The organism is Rothia sp. HMSC072B03, from assembly GCF_001809565.1.
Taxonomy (GTDB): Bacteria; Actinomycetota; Actinomycetes; order Actinomycetales; family Micrococcaceae; genus Rothia; species Rothia mucilaginosa_A.
The window spans coordinates 449732-472215 of the sequence record NZ_KV797970.1; the positions used below are offsets into that span (position 1 = coordinate 449732).

Consider the following 22484-nt stretch of genomic DNA (forward strand, 5'->3'; position numbering starts at 1 on the left):
AGACCGAAGCATAAAGCCGCGGCCGCCCGAGCGTTATTGCCACACCAATAGGTGAGGCTCAGGGTTTCAGAGGGGTCGTTTAACTCCTTGAGCCCAAGTATACACGAAAAAGAAACCCCCTGCGTTCCCCTTAGAGGAGGGGGAACACAGGGGGTCTCTGCCCTTAAACCAGAGAGGTACTCACGTACCCCGCAAGTTTTAGAAAGCCTTGTTTACCAGCGCAGCAAGACCGGACTTCTTGTTTGCAGCGGTCTTCTTGTGCAGAACACCCTTGGAAACAGCCTTGTCCAGCTTACGGTTCACAAAACGCAGAGCCTCAACAGCAGCTTCCTGGTTCTGTGCCTCAACAGCAGCCTTGACCTTGCGGGTCGCGGTCTTCAGCTCGGACTTTACAGCGTTGTTACGCAGGCGAGCCTTCTCGTTGGTGAGGATACGCTTCTTCTGAGACTTAATGTTAGCCACAATTAAACTTTCTGTTTTGTCTTATTGGTCGGTGAGGGCGACGCTGGCCGATCATCGACTGAGCGGCGTGGGGATGCCTATGGCAACCGGCCAGCAGTGCCCGATGACCATCGGACACTCAACCACACATAATACCAGATGAACAGCCTCCACGACAGACCCCCGCGGAGAGAAAAATACTGTGAAAACCACTACACGCAGCCTCCACATCCGGCGCAGATAATCGGCACCGGTCACCGGTGAAACTACCGGCACAGGGCGTTAGCCGTTATGGCGAGTCCACGCACGCTCAATCAGGCGGAACGTATCCTCCGGCATAATCGCACCCTCGCGGCGCATCGAATCCGGGCGAACACGAATCACACGGTTCAGCTTCACCTCAGAAGCGCGGCCCTGCGGATCCCACGGACCCGAACCAATATCAAGGTAGTTCGAATCAGCGTGCTCACGGTTATTGTGATCCTTGCTGGTCATCATCAGCGCCAGCAGGTACTCACCGTCACGACCCACCAGAAGCACCGGGCGGTCCTTACCCTGCGAGTGGTCCTCCTCGAAGGGAACCCACGTCCACACGATTTCACCCGGGTCAGCGTCGCCGTCCAGGGAGGGCGAGTACTCAAAGTTAATCATGTCGCGGTAATCGCCCGGGTAGTCCGAACCGTCGGATGCGACGGTCGAAGCCGGTGCGGAAGGCTTAGGTGCCGAGGAATTTGCCGTGGACTTTGCCGAGGAAGACTTCGGGGCGCTCGGCTTGGGCGAAGACTGCGAGGACGCGCGGCGTTCCTCGCCCTTCGATTCGTGCGAGCCGTCGGAGCCCTTAGAGGAGGCCGCCTCGTTGAGCATGTCCTCCGCCGCCTTCTGCAGGTGGGGCAGCAGGGCAAAGAAAATTTTCTTCAGGAATTCAAGCATGCGCACCATTATGCACTAGTCGCGGGCGGGCAGTGCAATCGCCAACACCGCGCGCTCCACGGCGTACACCGCATCCTGCGATTCTCCCTTGAGCTGGGCGTCGGCATCAGCCAGAAGCTGCACGATATGCGCCAGCTGCGCGCCGGTGAAGCGGCGGCCGTCGCGCTGAGCCTGTTCTACCTGCCACGGCGCCATGCCCACCTCGCGCGCCAGCTCGTTGGCGCTCATGCGCACGTGGTGCACGCGTGCAATATTGCGGATACGCATGGCGAGCGCGCCGAGCATCGGAATCGGCTCCGTGCCGGTGGCCAACGCGTGGCGGAGCAGGCGCAGGGCCTCGGGAGCGTTACCCGAGATGGCGGCGTCACTTACTCGGAAGGCGGTGACCTCGGTACGGCCACCGTAATAGAGGTTCACGGATTCCTCGGTGATTTCGCCAGGGATATCGGCGAGCAGCTGCTGGCAGGCGGCGGCCAGCTCTGCGGTGTCCGATGCGGCAGCGGTCAGCAGGGCCAGCGCTCCCCCGGTGATGGGTCGGTGGGCGGCCGAGAACTCGCTGGCCAGGAACTCGCCCTTCTCACGGTCGGTTTTGAGCGCCTTGCAGTTGACGAGCACAAACTGTGATCGCACCAGGTCGATGAGCTTCTTGCCGCGGTTACCGCCCGAGTGGTTCAGGATCAGCATGATGTCCGGCTCGGGAGCCTTCAGGTAGGCCAGGGTGTCGGTGAGGAAGTCCTCGCTCATGGAGGCGACGTTCTCCACCTCAATGATTTTGGCCGAACCGAAAAGTGAGGGGGACGCCTGCAGGGTCAGCTCCCCCGCCGTGTAGGTTGCGGCGTTCATCTGCACGCGGTCCACCTCGGGGTGCGCCTCGCGGAAGAGCTCGCGCAGGCGTGCCGCGGCGCGGGAGGCGAAGTACTCCTCGGGGCCGTAGAGCATGACGGCCGGCGCGGGCGTGACGGTACGCCAGGCGGTGTCGAGGGCCGGGCCGCCGCGGCGGCTGTATCCTCCTCGGCCACGCTGGGGTGTACGCTGACCTGCCACGCTCATCACTCGCCTTCTGTTGGGTTTATCTCGCGGGGTTCCGCTGAGTATCCATCATAGCCTCTCCGCGCCGGTTGCCTCCTTTCTGCCGGTGATATTTCCGCCTGCACCTCGCGTGCCGGTGCTCCGCGCGACGACCCGCAGGTAGCGGCGGTGGGTTACGGTGCGGTAGCGGCGCGCATCCGCCCACCAGAGCAGTGCGCTAAGCCCCGCAACGACCGCGATGCTCAGGAGCACCGCCGGGAGGTTGTTTCCCGGTTCCCAGGGGTTTCCGGGGGCTTGGGCCGCGGTGACGGCGATGTGTTCGATGCCCGCCGCCGCGAGGCCTCCGACGCGCAGGCAGAGGTCGGCCAGGGGCGTCATGCCCGTCGCGAGGAATCCCAGGGCGGCCAGCCCGGCGAGCATGCTCACGGGGGCGAGGGGTGCCGCCGCGAGGTTGGCCGGGACCGCGTAGAGCGGCACCTTACCGCTCATCGCCAGAATCAGCGGGGTGCACCACAGGGAGGCCACGATGGGGGTTGCAAGCGCGTGAGCCCAGAATCCCGGCAGGGCCCGCATGAAAAGGCGTGCCAGGGGCGGGCCCAGCAGGATGAGCGCGGCGGTGGCCGTGACTGAGAGGGCGAATCCGGCGTCCAGGGCGCGATGAGGTGCCAAGAGCAGGCAGGCCAGCACGGTAACCTGCAGTGCGGCCAGCGATTGGCGACCCGAGCCGCGCAGCAGGGCGTAGGCGCCGAGCAGGCCCATGGCGAGGGAACGTACGACCGATCCCTCGTTCTCCAGGAGCGTGGCGTAGGCGAGCACCGCCGCGATACCGCAGAGCACCACGGCCCGGCGCGGGACGCTCAAGAGGCTCAGCCTGCGTACGAGCGGAGGGAGGGTGGCGCTCGGTGCCGGGTCGGTGGAGGTGACCGTCGCGTGCCTAGTGCCGTCGTGTCTCCTCGGACGGGTGCGTGCACCACCCCGCCCGGCGATACCGTGCCGCAACTCTCCCAGCCTCCTCAGCCGCTCGGCCCAGGAGCGGTAGTGCAGGTAGCCGGTGGCGATGCGGTAGGGCCGCACGTGTAGCACCAGATGGTAGGCGGCGGCAAACATGAGGGCGATGTTCGCCCCGGAAACCGCCGTCAGATGGCTGAGCCCGCTGAGCTTGTACTCCTCACGGATTGTGGCGCTCATGAGGGAGTCGTCACCGTAGGCCGTGCCCAGAACGATAGCCGCCGAGTCTGCCCCGAGAACCTCCCGGCCGTGGGCTCGTAGCCGCTCCTTAAGGCCGGTCAGTATGCCTCGGGGGTCCGCGCCACCGGGGTTACCGCTCGTTGAGCTGTTGTTCTGTGCGAAGAGCGTTCCGCGCAGGCGAGCCGTCGCGGTGAACGGGCCCTCGCCGAACTCCACGGTGCCGATGGCCGTCACCCTCGTTCCGGGTGGCAGCTGCCGACTCCCCGAGCCTCCCTTCGCGTCTTGGGGAGCCTTGCCGGAGGTCGTGCGCGCGTACACCCGCACCCGCTCGTTGACCGCGGCCCGCACGGCACGGCCCTGCACCTCCTCCAGCATGATGACCGTCAGGGTGGTGCGCGGATCGACGGGACGCACCTGTTCCACGACGCCGCTCAGGCGAATGGACCGGCCCTGAGCCTGGTGCAGGGTGGCGCGGGAGGCATCCACCCCCGTGGCGCAGAGCAGCACCGCCTGCGCGACGATGACGCAGGCAACCAGCACCCCCTGGCCCGCAAGGCGGAAGAGGAAGGGCCCCCGTGCCTTCGCGAGGCGCGCATCCGCCCCACCTCTCGGCGCCAGCAAGGCTATAGCCAGGCACCCCAGCACCCCAATCAGAACGCACGCCGCCGGGTGGAGTACCGACCATGTTCCACGGTTCAGGGCCAACGCGGTGAACCCCCAGAGGGTAAGCGTGGCCGGGATGAGACGCAGGTCCAGGTGGATGAGGCTCCCCTGGGCCCTCAGCTCCTCGCTGCCTCGGCGTTCTGCCCACCGCTCAGCCTGCACCGCCCAGCCGTGCCGAAGGCTGCCGTAAAGGCCACGCAGTCGATTGCCTCCGCGGGCCGGGGTGCGCAAAGTACGAGCCATCAGACCGTCACCAGCGGACGCAGGGTCTCGAGCAGGGTCGGGCCGATGCCGGGCACCGCATCCAGCTCATCCACGCTGCGGAAGCCGCCGTGGGCCTCACGCCAGGCGATGATGCGCTGGGCCATGGCTGGGCCGATACGCGGCAGGCTCTGCAGCTGCTCGGCGGTCGCGGTGTTGATGTTGACCGGGGCTGAGGTGGCGGAAGTACCCGTGCCGCCGGAGGGGGTGAGGGTGCGCTGAGGCTGCGAGCCTCCTCCCCGAGATGTACCCTGAGCCCCTCCCTGCGCGGTGTTGGGTTGAATGGGCGCTGGAGCGGCGGTTTCCCCTCGGCGCGGAACGTAGAGCTGCATGCCGTCGGTCAGCTCGCCGGCGAGGTTCACCCGATCCAGGTCGGCATCGGCGGCGGCCCCGGATGCGGCGGCGATGGCGTCCACGGCGCGGCCGTTCGCCGGGAGGGTGTACACGCCGGGGTTATTGACGGCCCCGGCCACGTGCACCCGCACCTCGGCCGCCTGACTGGGCTGGGGCGTCGGATGCGCGCTCTCCGCCCCCTGCCCGCTCACCTGCGCGGTGCCCGAAGCCGGTGCGGGCACCTGGGCTACCGGCTCGCTACGGGGCGCCGCCGAGAACTGCGAGACTCCCCAGATGACGACCGCCAGGACGATGAGCGCCACGAGTACCAGGGCGCGCGGCGAGATGCCCCAGCGCGTTCTGCGGGTGGTGCCGGGTGCATCGGCCTCTTCCCAGTCCTCCCAATCGTCCCACTCTTCCAGGGCCCCTGGCTCTTCCAGAGCGCCCGATTCGTCGGGGGCCTCCGGGCTATCCTCGGCGCGGGATGCGCTGCCCAGGCGCACGGTGTCTTCCCGGTCGCAGTCCGGAATTGCCTCGGCGCGCCCCGAAGGATTGGGCCCGACGGGCCCACCGCTTTCGGAGGCCGCGGGGTTCGCGGGTTCCGGGGCGCGCCCGGGCGTGCGGTACAGGCCGTTCATGAGTTCGCGCGCTGTGCGCGGCGGCACCCCGGTCGGCGTGGTGACGCCCGGTGAATCTGCCACGTGGTACCCGTATTCGGCGGGGACGTCTTCGTCGGCGAACTCGTTGAAAGCCCGCTCGGCCGAGGAATCTTCCCGCGGCGGGAGATTCTGAAAGGAAGTGCGGTGGTTGGGGGTCATGCTCGTCATATCCCCACACTAGGCTTGCGCGCGCGGCTATTCTGGAGCGCAGAAAAGCCTGTGGATAACGCTCCTTCCCCGGCGGGAAAAGGCGCAATCCACAGGCTTCTTTTTGAAAAAATCTACCCTTTTATTCAAATATGCACGGCGTGCACACGTAACACGGGGGCCAAAACATAACGGCTAAGTCGTGGGTTTTCGGCGTTCGTAAAACCTTCCGCAGCACCCACAAAATAGTTCGGAGCCCACACGAGTTCCTGGATATCCACGGGAGCCCCCGTGAGAGCACGGTTTCCGTTACGGCGCTATCAGGCAATTACCCGGTCAGGCAATTACCCGGCATCCACGCTGGCCCCGGCGCCCACAAAATAGTTCAACACCCGTGAAATCGTCCGGCGCCCCTATCGGCTCGCGGCCTTAGCCAGCCACGCCCTAGTCCTCGCGCGGCAGCTCGGTACCGGGAATACCTAGCTCGGCGGCACGCTTATCGGCCATGACCAGCAGGCGGCGAATACGGCCCGCAATCGCGTCCTTCGTCATGGGCGGCTCGGCCAGGCGACCCAACTCGTCCAGAGAGGCGTGCTTGTTCACCACGCGTAGCTCCCCCGCGTAACGCAGGTGTTCGGGGGCCTGATCGCCCAGAATTTCGAGGGCGCGCTCCACGCGGGCGCTGGCCGCCACGGCGGCCTGGGCGCTACGGCGCAGGTTAGCGTCATCAAAGTTGGCCAGTCGGTTGGCGGTCGCGCGCACCTCCTTGCGGGTGCGGGCCTCACGCCAGGTGGTGAGGGTGCCGGTCGCACCCATGCGCTCGAGCAGTTGCGCAATGGTCTCGCCGTCACGCACCACCACGCGGTCGGTACCGCGCACCTCGCGGGCCTTCGCAATGATGTCGAGGCGACGGGCGGCACCCACGAGAGCCAGGGCGGCCTCGGGGCCGGGGCAGGTAAACTCCAGTGCGGAGGAACGGCCCGGCTCGGTCAGGGAGCCGTGCGCCAGGAATGCGCCGCGCATGACGGCCTCCGCATCCTGCAAGGAACCGTTGACCACGGCCGGCGGCAGGCCGCGCACGGGGCGACCGCGCACATCCAGCAGACCGGTCTGACGGGCCAGGGCCTCGCCGCCCTGATCCACGCGCACCACGTAGCGGCCACCGCGGCGCAGGCCGCCACCGGTGACGCTGGTGAGCTCGGAGTCGTGACCGTAAATCTCAGAGATGATGCGGCGCATGCGGTGGGCGGTGGGCTCGTGATCTACCTCAGATTCCACCACGATTCGCCCCGAGACAATGTGCAGACCGCCGGTGAAGCGCAGAATCGTTGAAATCTCGGCCTTGCGGGCAGAGATTTTCGGCGCATCATAGCTGGCGAGTTCGTCTTTGACGAGGGTGGTCAATGCCATAGGTCGGTGTCCTTCTGGGCGGGTAGTCGGCACGGGTGGCCGGAAAAGTTCAGTCTGGTAAAGTTCGGGCTAAAATTCGGTGCGCCGCTTCCTGAGCGGGCGAAGAGAACCTCTAAGCGCTCAGCTCGAAGGTTTCGTTGTACGCGGAGGCGAGCTTCAGCGGATCGTGCACATCCGGCCGGGTGCTCGAACGCAGGTGCGCCCACACGACCTTCGCACCCATCGAGGCGGCCTCGCGCTCGAGTCCCGCGCGGTGGTCGGCCTGCATGTCGGCGTCGGCAATCACGGCGTCCAGGTGCAGCTTGGACGCGTACTGACGCAGAAGCTCCAGGTGGGTTGCCGGGGTAAACCCCACGGTCTCCTTGTCGTCGGAGAGGTTCATGACCACGCATCGGCGCGCCTCCGTGCGAATAATCGCCTCGCGCTGGGCGTCCAGCAGCAGGTGCGGCAGAACCGAGGTGCGCCACGAGCCGGGGCCGAGCACAATCCAGTCGGATTCCTCAATAGCGGAGAGCGCCTCCGGGCAGGGACGCGCATGCTCCGGGGACAGGCCAATATCGTGCACGCGCTCCTCCTTGGAGAGGTTCACCTGCCCCACGACCTTGACCCGCTCGATTCCGCCACCGGAGTGCTCGCGCAGCACGGTACCGTAAATCACCATGGGGTCCAGCGCCATGGGGAGCACGCGGCCGCGGGCGTTCAACAAGGCGCCCGCCCAGTCCAGGCCGGCCACCGGGTCGTCCAGCAGCTGCCAGAGCGTCGCGATGAGCAGGTTGCCAAGCGCGTGATAGTCCAGGGGAAACTCCCCCTCGTAGCCTTCGGGCGCGGCGAAACGGTGCTGCATGACGTCGCGCCAGGTGCGGCCCCAATCGGTGTCGTCGCAGAGCGCCGAGAGCGCCATGCGCAAATCTCCGGGAGGAAGAATACCCATCTCCTCACGCAGGCGACCCGAGGAGCCGCCGTCGTCCGCCACGGTTACCACGGCCGTCAGGTCGGGGGTCACGTGGCGCAGAGCCGAAAGCGATCCGTACAGGCCGTGCCCGCCGCCCATGGCCGTCACCTTCGGTGAACGGTGCGTGGTCTTCAGCAGACGCAGAGCCTGGGTTGGGAGCGCGGGTAGGCGGGGAATCCCCTGAGTGTCATAACTGGTTGAATGAGTGTTCATAGTCTGTATCTCACATACCCGGAAGCGGCCGGCCCTCCGCTCGGGGTGCGAAGGGCGACCGGTAGCTGATTATGGGTTGCCGGTCAGTACTGCGGGGCTATTCGCGGCCCTTGTCGCGGTGCTGCACGTTCACGTTGACATCGGGGAAGGCGGAGAGGCGGCGGGCCAGCTCCTCGGTCACGGCCACCGAGCGGTGCTTACCACCGGTGCAACCAATCGCGATGGTGGCGTAGTACTTACCCTCGCGGCGGTAACCCTCCAGCACGGGACGCAGGGCGGCCAGGTAGTTGCTGATGAACTCCTCGGTGCCGGCGTGCTCCAGCACGTAGTCGCGCACGGGGGCGTCCTGGCCGGTCAGCGGGCGCAGTTCGGGCACCCAGTGCGGGTTCGGAATAAAGCGCATGTCGGCCATGTAGTTGGCGTCCGAAGGCGCACCGTACTTGAAGCCGAAGCTCATGACGGTCAGGTTCAGCTTCTTGTCCGCACCCTCGGCGAACATCTCGCGCACCGTGCGGGCCAGCTCGTGAACGTTCATGCCGGTCGTATCAATCGTGCGGTCCGAGGCCAGGCGCAGGCCTTCGAAGAGGGTGCGCTCGGCGCGGATGCCGTCGAGCACGCGGCCCTCACCCTGCAGCGGGTGCGGGCGGCGCTGAGCCTCGTAACGGGCGATGATGGTCTCGTCCTTGGCATCCAGGAAGAGCATGGAGAAGTCAATATCGGACTTGCGCAACGTCTCGATGGCGGCCGGCAAATCAGAGAACAGCGCGCGGGCGCGCACGTCAATACCGAGAGCCACCTTCGGCACGCGAGCGCCGTCGCGGGTCACCAGCTCGGCCAGGGAACCGAGCATCTGCGGGGGGATGTTATCGATAACGTACCAGCCCTCGTCCTCGAGCACGTTAGCGACGGTGCTACGGCCCGCACCGGAGATGCCGGTAATCACCAGAATCTGCGGGCGCTCATCGCTCTGGACGGAATGTGCGGCGGCATGGTGCTGATTGTCTGCCATGGTGTCTCTTCCCCTTTGACGCGAACTACTCTATAAGCCATGATACAAGACCTTGATTAGACGGTCCGGGCCCATGCTCACATATTTCAGGACATGACAAAAAAGAGTCGCCCCTCCCCCATCTCCCCCGAGCGTTAACGCGAAACGACCCGCCGCAAAGAATGCGACGGGTCGAATGTTCCGCTCGTGAAAAGCGCCGTAAAAATGTTATGAAAACGTTGGGGAGAGCGCTACGAATGTGCTGCGGATGCGTCTGCCGCGGGAACGGCCGCGGGCTAGGAGCAGTCCGGGCCGAAGAAGCCGCTCACGTACTCCAGCAGGCGCACCGAAACGTCCTTCTTCGAGCCGATCAGCACCGGCTCCTCATCGGTCAGCGCAGAGAGCAGGGTAATCGTGTTCTCGTCCGTACCGAAGCCCAGGTTCACGCCCACCGTGTTCACGGCCAGGAAGTCGGCGCCCTTGCGCTGCATCTTCTCGCGGCCCAGCTCCAGCGGGGTCTTTTCTGCCGAGCCGGTCTCCGCGGCGAAACCCACAATAATCTGCGGGCCCATGCAGGTCTGACCGGCCTCCCGAGCCTGAGCGCGACGCACCACAACCTCACGCAGGATATCGGGGTTGCGCACCAGGTTGATGACCGGCGCATCCTCGGAATCGGCGCTCTTCTTAATCTTGAACTCGGCGAACTCGGCGGGCCTGAAATCAGCCACCGCCGCGGACATCACCAGAACGTCCGCGGATGCGCTCGCCTCCAGGACGACCTCGCGCAGCTCCAGGGCGCGCTCAACGCGGGTCACCCGCACGCCCTCTGGGGCGGGCACCTCGATGTTTGCGGCAATCAGGTGCACGTGCGCGCCCAGGTCGCGGGCCGCCTCGGCCAGGGCCACGCCCTGCTTGCCGGTCGAGCGGTTACCCAGGTAGCGCACGGGGTCGAGGGGCTCGCGGGTGCCGCCGGCGGTAATCACCACGGTACGGCCGGCCAGCGGACCGGACGAGACGGGCACCTCCCGGGCCGCGCCCTCGACGGCCTCGGGGCCGCCATGACCGTCAATGCTCACCGACCCCAGGGTCGCCAGGCGTGCGGCGGCCGCGCGCTCCTGCTCCGTATCGGCGTACAGGGGCTGGGTCGGGGCGTAGCCGGGCGTGTACACCGGGTGCGTGGAACGCTTCGGGAACCGCGCAATAACCTCCTGCGCCAGGCGGAAGATGTCCTCGGGTTCGGGCATGCGGCCGGGGCCGGAGTCCGGGCCCGTCAGACGGCCAATCGCCGGCTCAATCACGTGGTAGCCCCACGAACGCAGGGTCTGCATGTTCGCGCGGGTCGCCGGGTTCTCCCACATCTGCGTGTGCATGGCCGGGGCCAGAATCACGGGCGCGTGCGTGGTCAGCACGGTCGCCGACAGCAAATCATCCGCGCGTCCGGCGGCCAGGCGGGCCAGCAGGTCAGCGGTGGCCGGGGCAATCACCACGGCGTCGGCCTGCTCGGCCTGGCGCACGTGGTTCACCTCGGGCACGCGCTCGAACACGTCGGTCGAAACAGGGTTGCCGCTCAGCGCCTCCAGGGTGGGGACCCCCACGAACTTGGTCGCGTTCGGGGTGGGCATGGCGATAACCTCGTCACCATTCTTCGCAAAAAGGCGAAGGAGCATCGCCGCCTTGTACGCGGCGATGCCCCCTCCCATACCAACGATAATGCGCATGGTACGTCAGATAATCCTTAAACTAGCCGGTCGGCTCGTTACTCGGCGTGGTCGTCGAGGATAACCTCTTCAATCGCGATGACCTCGTCGCTACCGGCGGGAATGTACTCTTCCTCGATAGCGTCGGGGTACTCGGTGACGCTGAAGTCAATCAGAGCGTTCGGCTCTTCAGCGATCGGGTAACCGTCCTCGTTGAACTTGGTGCCGGGCTTGTGCTCAGCCTCAACGCGGTCGGTAATGATTTCGCGCATAGCAACCGACAGAGACTTCTCAGTCGAGTCAGCGTCGACCAGCGGGCCGATGTGAGGGTTCTTGGAATCCTGCAGGTTAGCGTAGTACGCGTTGATCTGGCGGGCGCGGCGGGCACCGAAAATCACCAGGCCGTACTTGGACTCTGCCTTCTCGATCAGCGAGTCTGCGCTGGGGCGCACGATGCCCTCGGGAGTAACGCCGTCAACGAAGTTGTAGTCCTCGTGTTCCTTGATTTCGTTTGCCACTAAAAACTCCAAAAATCTTGATGGATGTACGTACCGAACGCCCTTCGCGGGGTGCCCACGCTCGGATTCGGGCGGGCGCGGGAAGGGCTCGGTCAAAACTAAAGAACTATTCTACCCTCTCGGCGGCTAAAAAGCACGTACCGGATGGTGGAGAAGACGCAAAGGGGCGGGTCACGCTATTTTTGCGTGACCCGCCCCTCACGGCGGGAGACCTACGCGGCGCCAATCAGCTCGGCAATTTCCCGAGCCGCACGCTCCACGCTGTCGTTCACCACCGTCACGTCAAATTCCTTCTCGGCGGCCAGCTCAACCTTCGCGGTTTCCAGACGGCGAGCCTGCTCCTGCTCGCTCTCGGTACCGCGGCCCTTCAGACGCGACACCAGCTCATCCCAGCTCGGCGGGGCCAGGAAAATCAGGCGAGCGTCAGGCATGGTCTCACGAATCTGGCGAGCGCCCTGCAGGTCAATCTCCAGAATCACCGGGTGACCGGCGTCCAGAGCCTCCTGCACCTTAGCGCGCGGGGTGCCGTACTTATTCTTGCCGTGCACCACCGCGTACTCCAGCATCTGGCCGTCGGCAATCATCTGATCAAACTCGTCCATAGAGACGAAGTAGTAGTGAACGCCGTCGACCTCACCGGGGCGAGGATCGCGAGTGGTTGCGGACACCGAGAACCACACCTTCGGATAGTTCTCGCGAATGTACTGGCACACCGTACCCTTACCAACGGCGGTGGGGCCGGCCAGAACGGTCAAAGTCGGCTGAGACATAGCTTCCTTCCAGATGCGCCGCCGCACGCGCGGGGCGCAAACACTTTAGGACTGAGAAGATTCAGAAGACTGAGCAGCAGTCCTGCGACGTGCGCGGTTGAGATACCGCGAATTACGGTTGAAGTACTCCACCATCTTGCGACGCTGGTGAACGCCAAGACCACCCAGACGGCGGGTCGGCGCAATATGAAGTTCTTCAATGATGCGTTCTGCTCGAACGGCACCAATGCCCGGAAGTGCGCGCAGCATCTGCCCCACCGGCATTTTAGCCAGTGCAGGGTCGGAATCGACCATATCGAGAACCTGACGTACGGAAAGCTCACGTTCACTCAGTGCACGCTTAATTTCCTGGCGGTGTGCTCGGGCAAGTACTGCCTTCTCGCGGGCGGAGGCGCGCGCATCCTCGGTTAGCGGAGTCAGCGGCATGGTTGGGTCCCCCATTTCTGCGAGTATTGAATTTTACTTATCAACTAATGTATCACGAATGTCTCGGGAGGCCCCGCTCCATTCGCGGTGCTCCCCACGCACCAACAATGCGTCTACGCACGTCAGCACGTAAATTCCGGAAGCACTCTTCCTAGCATAGCGGAGTCATCGCCCGATCAAAAGCCACGCACGGGCGGGACCGATACTGTTTGGTCACACTGCCGGATGCGCGGCCCCTCCCCCCACCCCGGCGGACCCAGAAAAGGGCGCGCACCCCGGCCGAGCTCCCGAAGGAACCGACCGGGGTGCGCGCCCTTTTCTAGGCTTAGCTATACGCTGAGCGCGGACTACGCGCCGCGGGCAGCCAGCAGGTCGTCGCGAGCCGCCTGCGCAGCCTGCGCCAGAGCCTCAACCGACGGGCCCGCAGAGAGCACACCGCGGCTGGAGTTCACCAGCACCTGCGACTCCACACCCGCGAACACGCGGTACAGGTCAGCGGCCGAAGCACCCTGCGCGCCGTAACCGGGCGACAGAATCGGGCCGTTGAAGGAGCCCAGGTCAATGTCCAGGTCAACCAGCGCCTGGCCGACGGTCGCACCGACCACCAGGCCGCACGGGCCCATCTGCTCCCACTGACGGGACGCGTTCTCGGCGGTAGCCGCGGCAATAATGCGCTTGGCCACCGCGCCCTCGGATTCCGAGGCGCCCACGTGCTGCACGCTCTTACCCTCGGGGTTCGAGGTCAGCGCCAGCACGAAGGTGCCGCGGTCGTTCTGGGCGGCCAAATCCAGCGCCGGACGCAGCGACTCGAAGCCCAGGTACGGGCTCAGCGTCACCGAATCGGTACCCAGCGGCGAGGTGGAGCCGAGCCACGCATCCGCGTAGGCCTTCATGGTCGAGCCGATGTCGCCGCGCTTCGCGTCAGCCACAATCAGCACGCCGTCGGCGGCGGCGCGGGCGAACAGCGCATCCAGCACGGCCAGGCCGGCAGAACCGTGACGCTCGAACAGCGCCACCTGCGGCTTCAGCGCGGCCGCGAAGGGTGCGCAACCCTCGTACACGGCCTCGGTGAAGGCGGCCAGACCCTCGGCGGAATCCTCCAGGCCCCACTGCTCCAGCAGGTTCGGGTGCGGGTCAATGCCCACGCACAGCGGGCCGCGCTCGGCCATCGCCTTCGCCAGGCGGTCACCAAAGGAAGCGGACATTACGCCTCGCCACCCTCGGAAGCCAGGCGAGCGTCCACGGCGGCGGCCAGCTTGACGTCGTGCTCCTGCAGGCTCATGATGTCCCAGCTGTGCTCGCGCAGAGCGGTAATCGCCTGAACGGCGGCGGCGAACTCGGAGATGGTGGTCATGACCGGGCAACCCACCGAAACCGCAGCGGCACGAATCTCGTAGCCGTCGCTACGAGCGGCACCACCGGCGGGGGTGTTCAGAATCAGGTCGATGTCACCGTTGCGGACCATATCCACGATCGAGTGGTCGCCGTTTGCCTCGGCAAACTTCGAAGCGACCAGAATCGAGTTCAGGCCGTTGCGGCGCAGAATCTCGGCGGTACCACCGGTCGAAACGATCTCGAAGCCCAGCGACTCCAGCATCTTCGCGTAGATGATGACGTTACGCTTGTCGTGGTTGGCCACCGAAATGAACACCTTACCGGAGGTCGGCATCGGCGAACCTGCGCCGGCCTGAGCCTTCGCGAACGCGGTGTCGAAGTGCTGATCCAGGCCCATGACCTCACCGGTCGAACGCATCTCGGGGCTCAGCAGCGAATCGACCACCACACCCTCGGGGGTGCGGAAGCGGGCGAACGGCAGAACCGCAGCCTTCACAGCAATCGCGGTCTCCTGCGGCAGGGATGCGCCGTCCATGTGCTGCGGCAGGTAGCCCTCAGCCTTCAGCTCGGCAATGGTCTTGCCCAGGCCAATCAGCACGGCGGCCTTAGCCAGCTGCACGCCGGTAGCCTTCGACACGAACGGAACGGTACGGGATGCGCGCGGGTTAGCCTCAATCACGTACAGGTTCTCGGAAACGTACGCGAACTGAATGTTAATCAGGCCGCGCACGCCGGTGCCGCGAGCAATCTTCTCGGTAGCGTCCTTCACCTTGGCGATGATGTCCGGGCCGAGGGTAATCGGGGGCAGAGTACAGGAGGAGTCACCGGAGTGAATACCGGCTTCCTCAATGTGCTCCATGACGCCGCCCAGGTACAGCTCCTCGCCGTCGAACAGGGCGTCCACGTCAATCTCGATGGCGTCCTCAAGGAACTTGTCAATCAGAGCCGGCTGGGAGGGCGAAACCTCGGTAGCGTTCTCCAGGTAGCGGGCCAGGTTAGCCTCGTCGTAGACGATTTCCATGCCGCGGCCGCCCAGCACGTACGAGGGGCGAACCAGAACCGGGTAACCGATCTCGTCGGCGATGCGCTTAGCGCCCTCGAAGGTGAACGCGGTGCCGTTCTTGGGCGAAATCAGGCCGCCCTCCTCCAGCACGCGGGAGAACTCGCCGCGGTCCTCGGCCAGGTCGATGGCCTCGGGGGTGGTGCCCAGAATCGGCACGCCCGCATCCTTCAGGGCGCGAGCCAGCTTCAGCGGGGTCTGGCCGCCCAGCTGCACGAACACGCCCATCAGGCCGCCGGTACGACGCTCCGACTCAACAATCTCGAGCACGTCCTCAAGGGTCAGCGGCTCGAAGTACAGGCGGGTCGAGATATCGTAGTCGGTCGAAACGGTCTCGGGGTTGCAGTTGACCATGACGGTCTCGTAACCGAGCGAACGCAGCACCATAGAGGCGTGCACGCACGAGTAGTCGAACTCGATACCCTGGCCGATGCGGTTCGGGCCCGAACCCAGAATCATGATCGAGGGCTTCTCGTGGTGAGCGACCTCGTCCTCCAGGTCGTAGGAGGAGTAGTGGTACGGGGTGAACGCCTCAAACTCGGCGGCGCAGGTGTCCACGGTCTTGAAGACCGGGCGGATACCCAGGGCGTGGCGCACGCCGCGCACAACGTCCTCGGAGGAGCCGATAATCTCGGCAATCTGTGCATCCGAGAAGCCGTGGCGCTTGGCCAGCTTCAGGGTCTCCGGATCCAGGTGGTCACGCTTCTCGTAGACCACGCCGGCCACCTCGTTCAGCAGCACCAGCTGGTCCAGGAACCACGGGTCAATCTTGGTGGCCTCGTGCAGCTGCTCCACGGTTGCGCCGGCCAGCAGGGCCTGCTGAACCTGGTAGATACGCTGGGTGGTGGGAACCTTGGTCTTCTCAATCAGCTCGGCCAGCTCCACCTCGGAGAGGGTCAGCGGCTTGAAGGAGAAGGAGGCGCCCTTCTGCTCGAGCGAACGCATGGCCTTCTGCAGAGCCTCGGTGAAGTTACGGCCCAGGGCCATGGCCTCGCCCACGCTCTTCATGGTGGTGGTCAGGGTCGGGTCGGCAGCCGGGAACTTCTCAAACGCGAAGCGCGGAACCTTCACGACCACGTAGTCCAGGGTCGGCTCGAAGGAGGCCGGGGTCTTCTGGGTGATGTCGTTCGGAATCTCGTCCAGGGTGTAGCCCAGCGACAGCTTGGTCGCAATCTTCGCGATCGGGAAGCCGGTAGCCTTCGATGCGAGTGCCGAGGAACGGGACACGCGCGGGTTCATCTCAATGACGATGACGCGGCCGGTCTTCGGATCGATAGCGAACTGGATGTTGCAGCCACCGGTGTCCACGCCGACCTCGCGAATCACGTTAATTGCGATGTCGCGCAGCTTCTGGAACTCACGGTCGGTCAGGGTCAGTGCGGGGGCCACGGTGATGGAGTCACCGGTGTGCACGCCCACGGGATCGAAGTTCTCGATGGAGCAGACGACCACGACGTTGTCGTTGGTGTCACGCATCATCTCCAGCTCGTATTCCTTCCAGCCGAGGATGGACTCCTCGAGCAGGACCTCGCTGGTGGGCGAGTACTGAATACCGGCGCCGGCGATGCGGTAGAGGTCTTCCTCGTTGTACGCCATGCCCGAGCCGAGACCACCCATGGTGAAGGAGGGGCGAACCACCATCGGGTAGCCGAGCTCCTTGGCGGCCTCCAGCGCCTCCGGCATGGAGTGAACAATCACCGAACGTGCAGACTCGCCGCCGGCGCGCTCCACCACGCCCTTGAATGCTTCACGGTCCTCACCGAGGTTAATCGCCTCAATGTTCGCGCCGATCAGCTCAACATTGTACTTCTCGAGGATGCCGCGCTCGCCCAGCTCGATGGCCGCGTTCAGAGCGGTCTGACCACCCAGGGTCGGCAGGATTGCGTCCGGCTTTTCCTTCTCGATGATCTTCTCAATCACCTCGGGGGTGATGGGTTCAATGTAGGTGGCGTCCGCGAACTCGGGGTCGGTCATGATGGTTGCCGGGTTCGAGTTCACGAGGATGACGCGCACGCCCTCCTCCTTCAGCACGCGCAGCGCCTGAGTGCCGGAGTAGTCGAATTCCGCAGCCTGACCGATGACGATGGGGCCGGAACCGATGACGAGGACGCTATTAAGGTCAGTACGACGAGGCATTTATGCTTCCTTTGCAGTCTTGGTTGCGACCATCAGGTCGATGAAACGGTCAAAGAGGTAGGCGGAATCGTGCGGGCCCGCAGCAGCCTCGGGGTGGTACTGCACGGAGAACGCGGGGATGTCCTTACAGGTCAGGCCCTCAACCACGTTGTCGTTCAGACCCACGTGGGAGACCATGACCTGACCGAACTCGGCGTTCGGTGCGGTTACGTAGTCGCCAATCGGCGCGTCCACAGCGAAGCCGTGGTTATGCGCGGTGATTTCAACCTTGCCGGTGGTCTTGTCCATGACCGGCTGGTTGATGCCGCGGTGGCCGAAGGGCAGCTTGTAGGTGCCGAAGCCCAGGGCGCGGCCGAGCAGCTGGTTACCGAAGCAGATACCAAAGAACGGGGTGCCCTTACGCAGCACGCCCTGCAGCAGCTCAACCTGCTCGTCAGCGGTTGCCGGGTCACCGGGGCCATTGGAGAAGAACACGCCGTCGGGGTTGTAGGAGTAGATGTCCTCGAGGGTTGCGCTTGCGGGCAGCACGTGCACGCGCACGCCACGCTCAGCGAAACGCTGCGGGGTCATCGCCTTAATGCCCAGGTCCAGGGCGACGATGGTTGCGACCGGAGGTGCGAACCAGTTGAACTGGTGCGGCTCAACGGTGTAGGCGGTGTCAACCGAAACGGAGTCAGCGAGCTTACGGCCTGCCATCGGCTCGGAGGCGCGCACCTCCTCCAGCAGTTCAGCTTCGGGGCGTTCTGCGTGCTCACCGGAGAACACGCCCGCACGCATCGAACCGCTCGAACGCAGGCGGCGGGTCAGGGCGCGAGTGTCAATGCCCTGAATACCGACGATGCCCTGCTCGATGAGCTCTTCGTCAAGGGTGCGCTCAGAACGCCAGTTGGATGCCACACGTGCGGCGTCACGAACCACGTAGCCGGCAACCCAAATCTTGGGGGCTTCAGCGTCGGTGGTGTTCACGCCGGTGTTGCCAATATGGGGAGCGGTCTGAACCACAATCTGACCCGCGTAGGAGGGGTCGGTCAGGGTTTCCTGGTAGCCGGTCATGCCGGTCGCGAAAACCGCCTCGCCCAGGGACGCGCCGGTTGCGCCGTAGCCGTAGCCGCGGTAGACGGTGCCGTCCTCCAGGACGAGCAGCGCGCGGTCCGTACGCAGGGCGCCGGATCGTGTCATGTCAGTCATGCTCTCTTTTCCTTTTCTGTGGTGCTCTCCCCCGCGGGCCTTGCGGTGAGTGCCGCTCGGTGCGTTGGGGATAGTCTCTTGTTGCCGGGGCGGGCTGTTCTGCCCGCCCGGGCTAAATCTAGGGTGTCGTGCTGTGTCGTGCTCGGCTTCGGGGCCGGGGTATGTTGCCGGAAGTGCCGGGGTGCGTTGCGCCGCCTACTTGGCCTGCTCGGTGCCCTCGGCGGGGTCTGCCGCCCACTTTTCGGGCGCATCCACCGCGTTCGGGGCGATGCGGCGCAGCTCCTCCAGGGCCGCCTGCTTGTCCTCGGCGTAGCGGGTGCGGAAGCCGGTCTGCACGCGGTGACCGTCCAGGGTCCAACCAATCACGACCAGGCCGTTCTTCTCCACAACCTTGCCCGCCATACCGCGGTCGGTGGTGATGACTGCGAGCTTCTTCGCCGGAATCCACAGGTCCTTCGCGCCGTTACGGGTGAAGATGATGCTGTCCGGGTAAATCAGCAGGGTGGACTTGCTCTTGAAGCCGAGCGAATCGAAACCCACGCGGTCCAGCCAGTTACCGAAAATCGTGGTGCTGACGTACTCGCCCTCAAAAGCAGCGTCGGCGGTCATGCCCTCGTAGCGTTCGGGAACTTCCTTGAGGGAGCCGAACATGTTCGCCTGGCGTGCCAGGCGCGAGCGCCATCCATGCCACATGCCGTAGATGCATAGCGCAACCAGGGCGATGCAGATGATGGCGGTGATGAGCTTTCCCACGAAGGTTCTCTCTTTCGGTTGGGGCCTCAGGTCGGGGCCTCGGATTTGGGCTGGCGGGTCTGGGCTAATGGGTCTAGGTTGGTGGGGTTGGAGGCGGCGCTCCCCGCAAGGCGGTGGCAGGCGTGAACCTACCACCGCCAGGCACAGTCACCACGTACGTTCGCCTCGCGGGTTTAGCGGCGCGGGGTTGCCAGCTCGCCGTTCAGCACGGTCGGGTGGCCAGCGTAGAAGGTTGCACGGATCGAGCCGGGCACCTCCATGTCGCGGTAGGGGTTGTTCTTACCCTTGGTTGCCTGCTCCTCCGGCTTGATTACGCGGGTTGCCTTCGGGTCGACCAGCACAATGTTTGCCGGTTCGCCTTCGGCAAGCGGGCGGCCCTGCTCGTGGTCCAGACGACCAATCTTAGCGGGCTGCTCGGAGAGGATGCGTGCCACGTCGCGCCAGGTAATCATGCCGGTGTCGACCAGGGTCATCTGGATGATGGACAGCGCCTGCTCCAGGCCGGTCATGCCGTTCGCGGCGCAGGCCCACTCACATTCCTTGGTCTCTGCCGGGTGCGGTGCGTGGTCGGTACCAATCACGTCGATGATGCCGTCAGCAACAGCCTGACGCAGCGCCATGACGTCTTCTTCGGTGCGCAGCGGCGGGTTAACCTTGAACACCGGGTCGTAGGTGCGTGCGGTCTCGTCGGTGAGCAGCAGGTGGTGCGGGGTTGCCTCCGCGGTCACCTTCACGCCGCGGGACTTAGCCCAGCGCACAACCTCAATGGAGCCCTTGGTGGACAGGTGGCAGATGTGCAGTTTGGAGTCCAGGTGCTCAGCCAGCAGCACGTCGCGAGCAATGATTGCCTCTTCAGCGACAGCGGGCCAACCGGCCAGACCCAGGTCAGCGGAGACCTTGCCCTCGTTCATCTGGGCGCCCTCGGTCAGGCGCGGCTCCTGCGCGTGCTGCGCGATCACGCCGTCGAAGGTCTTGACGTATTCGAGGGCGCGGCGCATCACTGCCGGGTCGTACACGCACATGCCGTCGTCGGAGAACACGCGCACATTCGCGGTGGAGTTTGCCATGCCGCCGATGTCGGAGAGGCGCTCGCCCTTCAGGCCCACGGTCACGGCGCCGATGGGCTGCACGCGGCACCATGCGGATTCCTTGCCGAGGCGGTCCACCTGCTCAACCACGGCGGCGGTGTCTGCCACGGGCAGGGAGTTCGCCATGGCGAACACCGCGGTGTAGCCGCCCAGGGCTGCTGCGCGGGTGCCGGTCTCGACGGTTTCGGAGGCCTCGTAGCCGGGCTGACGCAGGTGGGTGTGGATGTCCACCAGGCCGGGCAGCGCCACCTGGCCTGCCGCCTCGACGACCTGTGCATCCGCGGCGTCAATGTTCTCTGCGATGCGGCTAATCACGCCGTCCTCGATGAGGATGTCGGCGACCTTTTCGCCGTAGAGGCTTGCGCCCTTAATCAGGTACTTGCTCATGGTGTTGGTTCCTCTCGTTAGGAAGGTCGTTTAGGATTCGTCGCCGGCGTAGAGCTTGGCGCTGGATCCGTCGGTCAGAAGCAGGTAGAGCACCGCCATGCGCAGCGCCACGCCGTTGCTGACCTGGCGCAGAACCCAGGAGTTGGCGGCGTCGGCGGCTTCGGTGCAGATTTCCAGGCCACGGTTCATGGGGCCCGGGTGCAGGATTGCGACCGGCTGCGGCTGCGCCTGCAGGGTTGCGAAGCGTTCGGCGGTCAGGCCCCACAGCTCGGTGTACTCCTCGGCGGAGGGGAAGTACGCGGCGCGCATGCGTTCCTTCTGGATGCGCAGCAGCATCACGGCGTCGGGCTTGGTGGCGATGGCTTCGTCGAAGTCGTGGAAGATTTCCAGGCCTGCTTCTTCAACCCAGGAGGCGGTGTTCAGCGGCAGCAGGGTCGGCGGTGCGACGAAGACGACCTGCGCGCCGAGGGTGTGCAGCAGCCAGAGGTTGGAGCGTGCCACACGCGAGTGCAGGATGTCACCGACGATGAGCACGCGCATACCGGACAGGTCGGTGCCGCGGGGGCTGTCCAGGCCGTCGCGTTCTGCCTTGTACTGGCGCAGGGACACGGCGTCGAGCAGGGCCTGGGTGGGGTGCGCGTGGGTGCCGTCGCCCGCGTTGAGCACGGGAATGTCGGTCCAGCCGGCCTCCGCCAGGCGCTGCGGTGCGCCCGAGGCGGAGTGGCGAATCACGAAGGCGTCCGCGCCGATGGCCTTGAGGGTCTGCGCGGTATCCTTGAGCGACTCACCCTTAGACAGGGAGGAGCCAGATGCAGAGAAGTTGGTGACGGCGGCGCCCAGGCGCTTCTCGGCGGATTCGAAGGAGAGGCGGGTGCGGGTGGAGTCCTCAAAGAAGAGGTTGACGACGGTCTTGCCGTTGAGCACGTTCAGGGTGCGGTTTTCGGCCTTGACCTGCGCCATGTAGTCGGCGACGTCGAGGATTTCGATGGCTTCTTCGCGGGTTAGTTCGCGGGTGTCGAGCAGATGCTTCATGAGAGCCCTCCCAGCTGGATAATGTCAACTCGGTCTGTTGCGTTGTCGGTTTCGGTGAGTACGACGCGCACGGTTTCGCTGGCGCTGGTGGGCAGGTTTTTGCCCACGTGGTCGGCGCGGATGGGTAGCTGGCGGTGTCCGCGGTCTACGAGGACCGCCAGGCGCACGAGGGCGGGTCGTCCGTGGGCGTTGAGTGCGTCGAGTGCGGCGCGTACGGTGCGGCCGGAGTAGAGGACGTCGTCGACGAGAACCACGGTTTTGCCTTCAATGCCGACGGAGGGCATAAGGCTCTCCCCCGCTGTTTGCGGTTCGGGGGCGTCGCGCTGGTCGTCGCGGTAGGCGGTGATGTCCAGGGCGCCGAGGCGGTCTTCTGCGGTGAAGGTCGGCTCGAGGGCTTGGATGCGTGCGGCGAGTCGCGCCGCGAGGGGCACGCCGCGGGAGCGGATGCCGATGAGTACGAGGTTGTCTACGCCTTTATTGGTTTCGATGATTTCGTAGGCGATGCGGGTGAGGGCGCGGCGAATTTCGTCCTCGCTGAGGATGGTGCGACCGACGGTGGTCGCCTGCTGCGAGTGAGGGGTCGCCGATTGAGGGCCCCCGAGTGCTGCGGGATGCAGCGCTTCAGGCTGCGCGGTGGTGGCCACGCGGGCAGCCCGGTTCGTACCGGTTGCGGGTACACTTGTCCCCGACATAGCCGTCTCCTTCCCCGCCTCACGGGACGGATTTAAAGGTTTTGTGCTTCTAGTAGGGTACCACAGTTCACAGGCTACGTTCAGGTTCGGCGAGAGACCGCTCACGGTGAGACGGCTGCGGCGGGCGCCGCTTTAAAACAGCTCCCCATTTCTGCTTTCTCTCGTTCAACTTCAGTGAGTAAATTTAG

Annotated in this window: 19 protein-coding genes; all 19 read right to left on the bottom strand. The window is 65.1% G+C overall.

The window, feature by feature from the left end; genetic code table 11:
• Window positions 1-198 precede the first annotated feature (198 nt).
• The 19 genes from rpsT to pyrR all read right to left on the bottom strand — a co-directional run bounded on the left by rpsT (window position 199) and on the right by pyrR (window position 22296).
• The gene (gene rpsT / locus HMPREF2630_RS08440; RefSeq protein WP_049346199.1) at window positions 199-462 is read right to left on the bottom strand and encodes a 30S ribosomal protein S20; all 264 of its coding nucleotides are present in this window, start codon (window positions 460-462) and stop codon (window positions 199-201) included.
• A 261-nt stretch (window positions 463-723) separates the two neighbouring features.
• Window positions 724-1371, bottom strand: coding sequence for a type II toxin-antitoxin system PemK/MazF family toxin (locus tag HMPREF2630_RS08445; protein ID WP_070484470.1), 648 nt, complete (start codon window positions 1369-1371; stop codon window positions 724-726).
• 15 nt (window positions 1372-1386) lie between these two features.
• A complete protein-coding gene (gene holA, locus HMPREF2630_RS08450; protein ID WP_371440191.1) occupies window positions 1387-2415 on the bottom strand; it encodes a DNA polymerase III subunit delta in 1029 nt (342 codons plus the stop codon).
• A gap of 54 nt (window positions 2416-2469) precedes the next feature.
• Complete coding sequence (locus tag HMPREF2630_RS08455; RefSeq protein ID WP_070484476.1) at window positions 2470-4494, bottom strand: ComEC/Rec2 family competence protein; 2025 nt, start codon at window positions 4492-4494, stop codon at window positions 2470-2472.
• Window positions 4494-5663, bottom strand: coding sequence for a ComEA family DNA-binding protein (locus HMPREF2630_RS08460; protein WP_070484479.1), 1170 nt, complete (start codon window positions 5661-5663; stop codon window positions 4494-4496). The genes HMPREF2630_RS08455 and HMPREF2630_RS08460 overlap by 1 nt, the downstream gene beginning before the upstream one ends.
• Before the next feature lie 432 nt (window positions 5664-6095).
• Window positions 6096-7061 carry a DNA-binding protein WhiA gene (gene whiA / locus HMPREF2630_RS08465; protein WP_049334251.1) on the bottom strand — a complete coding sequence of 322 codons (966 nt, stop codon included), beginning with the start codon at window positions 7059-7061 and terminating at the stop codon, window positions 6096-6098.
• Between the two features lie 112 nt (window positions 7062-7173).
• On the bottom strand, window positions 7174-8226 hold the full coding sequence (yvcK, locus tag HMPREF2630_RS08470; RefSeq protein ID WP_049343726.1) for a gluconeogenesis factor YvcK family protein: 1053 nt from the start codon (window positions 8224-8226) through the stop codon (window positions 7174-7176).
• A 97-nt stretch (window positions 8227-8323) separates the two neighbouring features.
• Window positions 8324-9235 carry an RNase adapter RapZ gene (gene rapZ / locus HMPREF2630_RS08475; RefSeq protein ID WP_049334253.1) on the bottom strand — a complete coding sequence of 304 codons (912 nt, stop codon included), beginning with the start codon at window positions 9233-9235 and terminating at the stop codon, window positions 8324-8326.
• 275 nt (window positions 9236-9510) lie between these two features.
• A complete protein-coding gene (locus HMPREF2630_RS08480) occupies window positions 9511-10932 on the bottom strand; it encodes a bifunctional phosphopantothenoylcysteine decarboxylase/phosphopantothenate synthase (RefSeq protein ID WP_070484482.1) in 1422 nt (473 codons plus the stop codon).
• 38 nt (window positions 10933-10970) lie between these two features.
• Complete coding sequence (gene rpoZ, locus HMPREF2630_RS08485; protein ID WP_049343732.1) at window positions 10971-11429, bottom strand: DNA-directed RNA polymerase subunit omega; 459 nt, start codon at window positions 11427-11429, stop codon at window positions 10971-10973.
• 212 nt (window positions 11430-11641) lie between these two features.
• Window positions 11642-12199: a guanylate kinase gene (gene gmk / locus HMPREF2630_RS08490; RefSeq protein ID WP_049334256.1), complete on the bottom strand. Its 558-nt coding sequence runs from the start codon at window positions 12197-12199 to the stop codon at window positions 11642-11644.
• Between the two features lie 45 nt (window positions 12200-12244).
• On the bottom strand, window positions 12245-12625 hold the full coding sequence (gene mihF, locus HMPREF2630_RS08495; RefSeq protein WP_049334257.1) for an integration host factor, actinobacterial type: 381 nt from the start codon (window positions 12623-12625) through the stop codon (window positions 12245-12247).
• 347 nt (window positions 12626-12972) lie between these two features.
• On the bottom strand, window positions 12973-13830 hold the full coding sequence (gene pyrF, locus HMPREF2630_RS08500) for an orotidine-5'-phosphate decarboxylase (protein WP_070484484.1): 858 nt from the start codon (window positions 13828-13830) through the stop codon (window positions 12973-12975).
• The gene (gene carB / locus HMPREF2630_RS08505) at window positions 13830-17156 is read right to left on the bottom strand and encodes a carbamoyl-phosphate synthase large subunit (RefSeq protein WP_070484487.1); all 3327 of its coding nucleotides are present in this window, start codon (window positions 17154-17156) and stop codon (window positions 13830-13832) included. The genes pyrF and carB overlap by 1 nt, the downstream gene beginning before the upstream one ends.
• A complete protein-coding gene (carA, locus tag HMPREF2630_RS08510; RefSeq protein ID WP_070484490.1) occupies window positions 17157-18344 on the bottom strand; it encodes a glutamine-hydrolyzing carbamoyl-phosphate synthase small subunit in 1188 nt (395 codons plus the stop codon).
• 195 nt (window positions 18345-18539) lie between these two features.
• Window positions 18540-19097 carry a PH-like domain-containing protein gene (locus HMPREF2630_RS08515; RefSeq protein WP_070484493.1) on the bottom strand — a complete coding sequence of 186 codons (558 nt, stop codon included), beginning with the start codon at window positions 19095-19097 and terminating at the stop codon, window positions 18540-18542.
• A gap of 173 nt (window positions 19098-19270) precedes the next feature.
• Complete coding sequence (locus HMPREF2630_RS08520) at window positions 19271-20572, bottom strand: dihydroorotase (protein WP_070484496.1); 1302 nt, start codon at window positions 20570-20572, stop codon at window positions 19271-19273.
• A 30-nt stretch (window positions 20573-20602) separates the two neighbouring features.
• The gene (locus HMPREF2630_RS08525; protein WP_049350073.1) at window positions 20603-21604 is read right to left on the bottom strand and encodes an aspartate carbamoyltransferase catalytic subunit; all 1002 of its coding nucleotides are present in this window, start codon (window positions 21602-21604) and stop codon (window positions 20603-20605) included.
• On the bottom strand, window positions 21601-22296 hold the full coding sequence (pyrR, locus tag HMPREF2630_RS08530; protein WP_083298918.1) for a bifunctional pyr operon transcriptional regulator/uracil phosphoribosyltransferase PyrR: 696 nt from the start codon (window positions 22294-22296) through the stop codon (window positions 21601-21603). The genes HMPREF2630_RS08525 and pyrR overlap by 4 nt, the downstream gene beginning before the upstream one ends.
• Window positions 22297-22484 lie beyond the last annotated feature (188 nt).

What these genes read in the sequence shown, in the direction of transcription:
- pyrR (WP_083298918.1), bottom strand. Translation starts at nt 22,296, where the DNA reads ATGTCGGGGACAAGTGTACCCGCAACCGGTACGAACCGGGCTGCCCGC.
- HMPREF2630_RS08480 (WP_070484482.1), bottom strand. Translation starts at nt 10,932, where the DNA reads ATGCGCATTATCGTTGGTATGGGAGGGGGCATCGCCGCGTACAAGGCG.
- HMPREF2630_RS08520 (WP_070484496.1), bottom strand. Translation starts at nt 20,572, where the DNA reads ATGAGCAAGTACCTGATTAAGGGCGCAAGCCTCTACGGCGAAAAGGTC.
- pyrF (WP_070484484.1), bottom strand. Translation starts at nt 13,830, where the DNA reads ATGTCCGCTTCCTTTGGTGACCGCCTGGCGAAGGCGATGGCCGAGCGC.
- yvcK (WP_049343726.1), bottom strand. Translation starts at nt 8,226, where the DNA reads ATGAACACTCATTCAACCAGTTATGACACTCAGGGGATTCCCCGCCTA.
- HMPREF2630_RS08445 (WP_070484470.1), bottom strand. Translation starts at nt 1,371, where the DNA reads ATGCTTGAATTCCTGAAGAAAATTTTCTTTGCCCTGCTGCCCCACCTG.
- HMPREF2630_RS08460 (WP_070484479.1), bottom strand. Translation starts at nt 5,663, where the DNA reads ATGACCCCCAACCACCGCACTTCCTTTCAGAATCTCCCGCCGCGGGAA.
- whiA (WP_049334251.1), bottom strand. Translation starts at nt 7,061, where the DNA reads ATGGCATTGACCACCCTCGTCAAAGACGAACTCGCCAGCTATGATGCG.
- rapZ (WP_049334253.1), bottom strand. Translation starts at nt 9,235, where the DNA reads ATGGCAGACAATCAGCACCATGCCGCCGCACATTCCGTCCAGAGCGAT.
- HMPREF2630_RS08455 (WP_070484476.1), bottom strand. Translation starts at nt 4,494, where the DNA reads ATGGCTCGTACTTTGCGCACCCCGGCCCGCGGAGGCAATCGACTGCGT.
- mihF (WP_049334257.1), bottom strand. Translation starts at nt 12,625, where the DNA reads ATGCCGCTGACTCCGCTAACCGAGGATGCGCGCGCCTCCGCCCGCGAG.
- carB (WP_070484487.1), bottom strand. Translation starts at nt 17,156, where the DNA reads ATGCCTCGTCGTACTGACCTTAATAGCGTCCTCGTCATCGGTTCCGGC.
- HMPREF2630_RS08525 (WP_049350073.1), bottom strand. Translation starts at nt 21,604, where the DNA reads ATGAAGCATCTGCTCGACACCCGCGAACTAACCCGCGAAGAAGCCATC.
- gmk (WP_049334256.1), bottom strand. Translation starts at nt 12,199, where the DNA reads ATGTCTCAGCCGACTTTGACCGTTCTGGCCGGCCCCACCGCCGTTGGT.
- carA (WP_070484490.1), bottom strand. Translation starts at nt 18,344, where the DNA reads ATGACTGACATGACACGATCCGGCGCCCTGCGTACGGACCGCGCGCTG.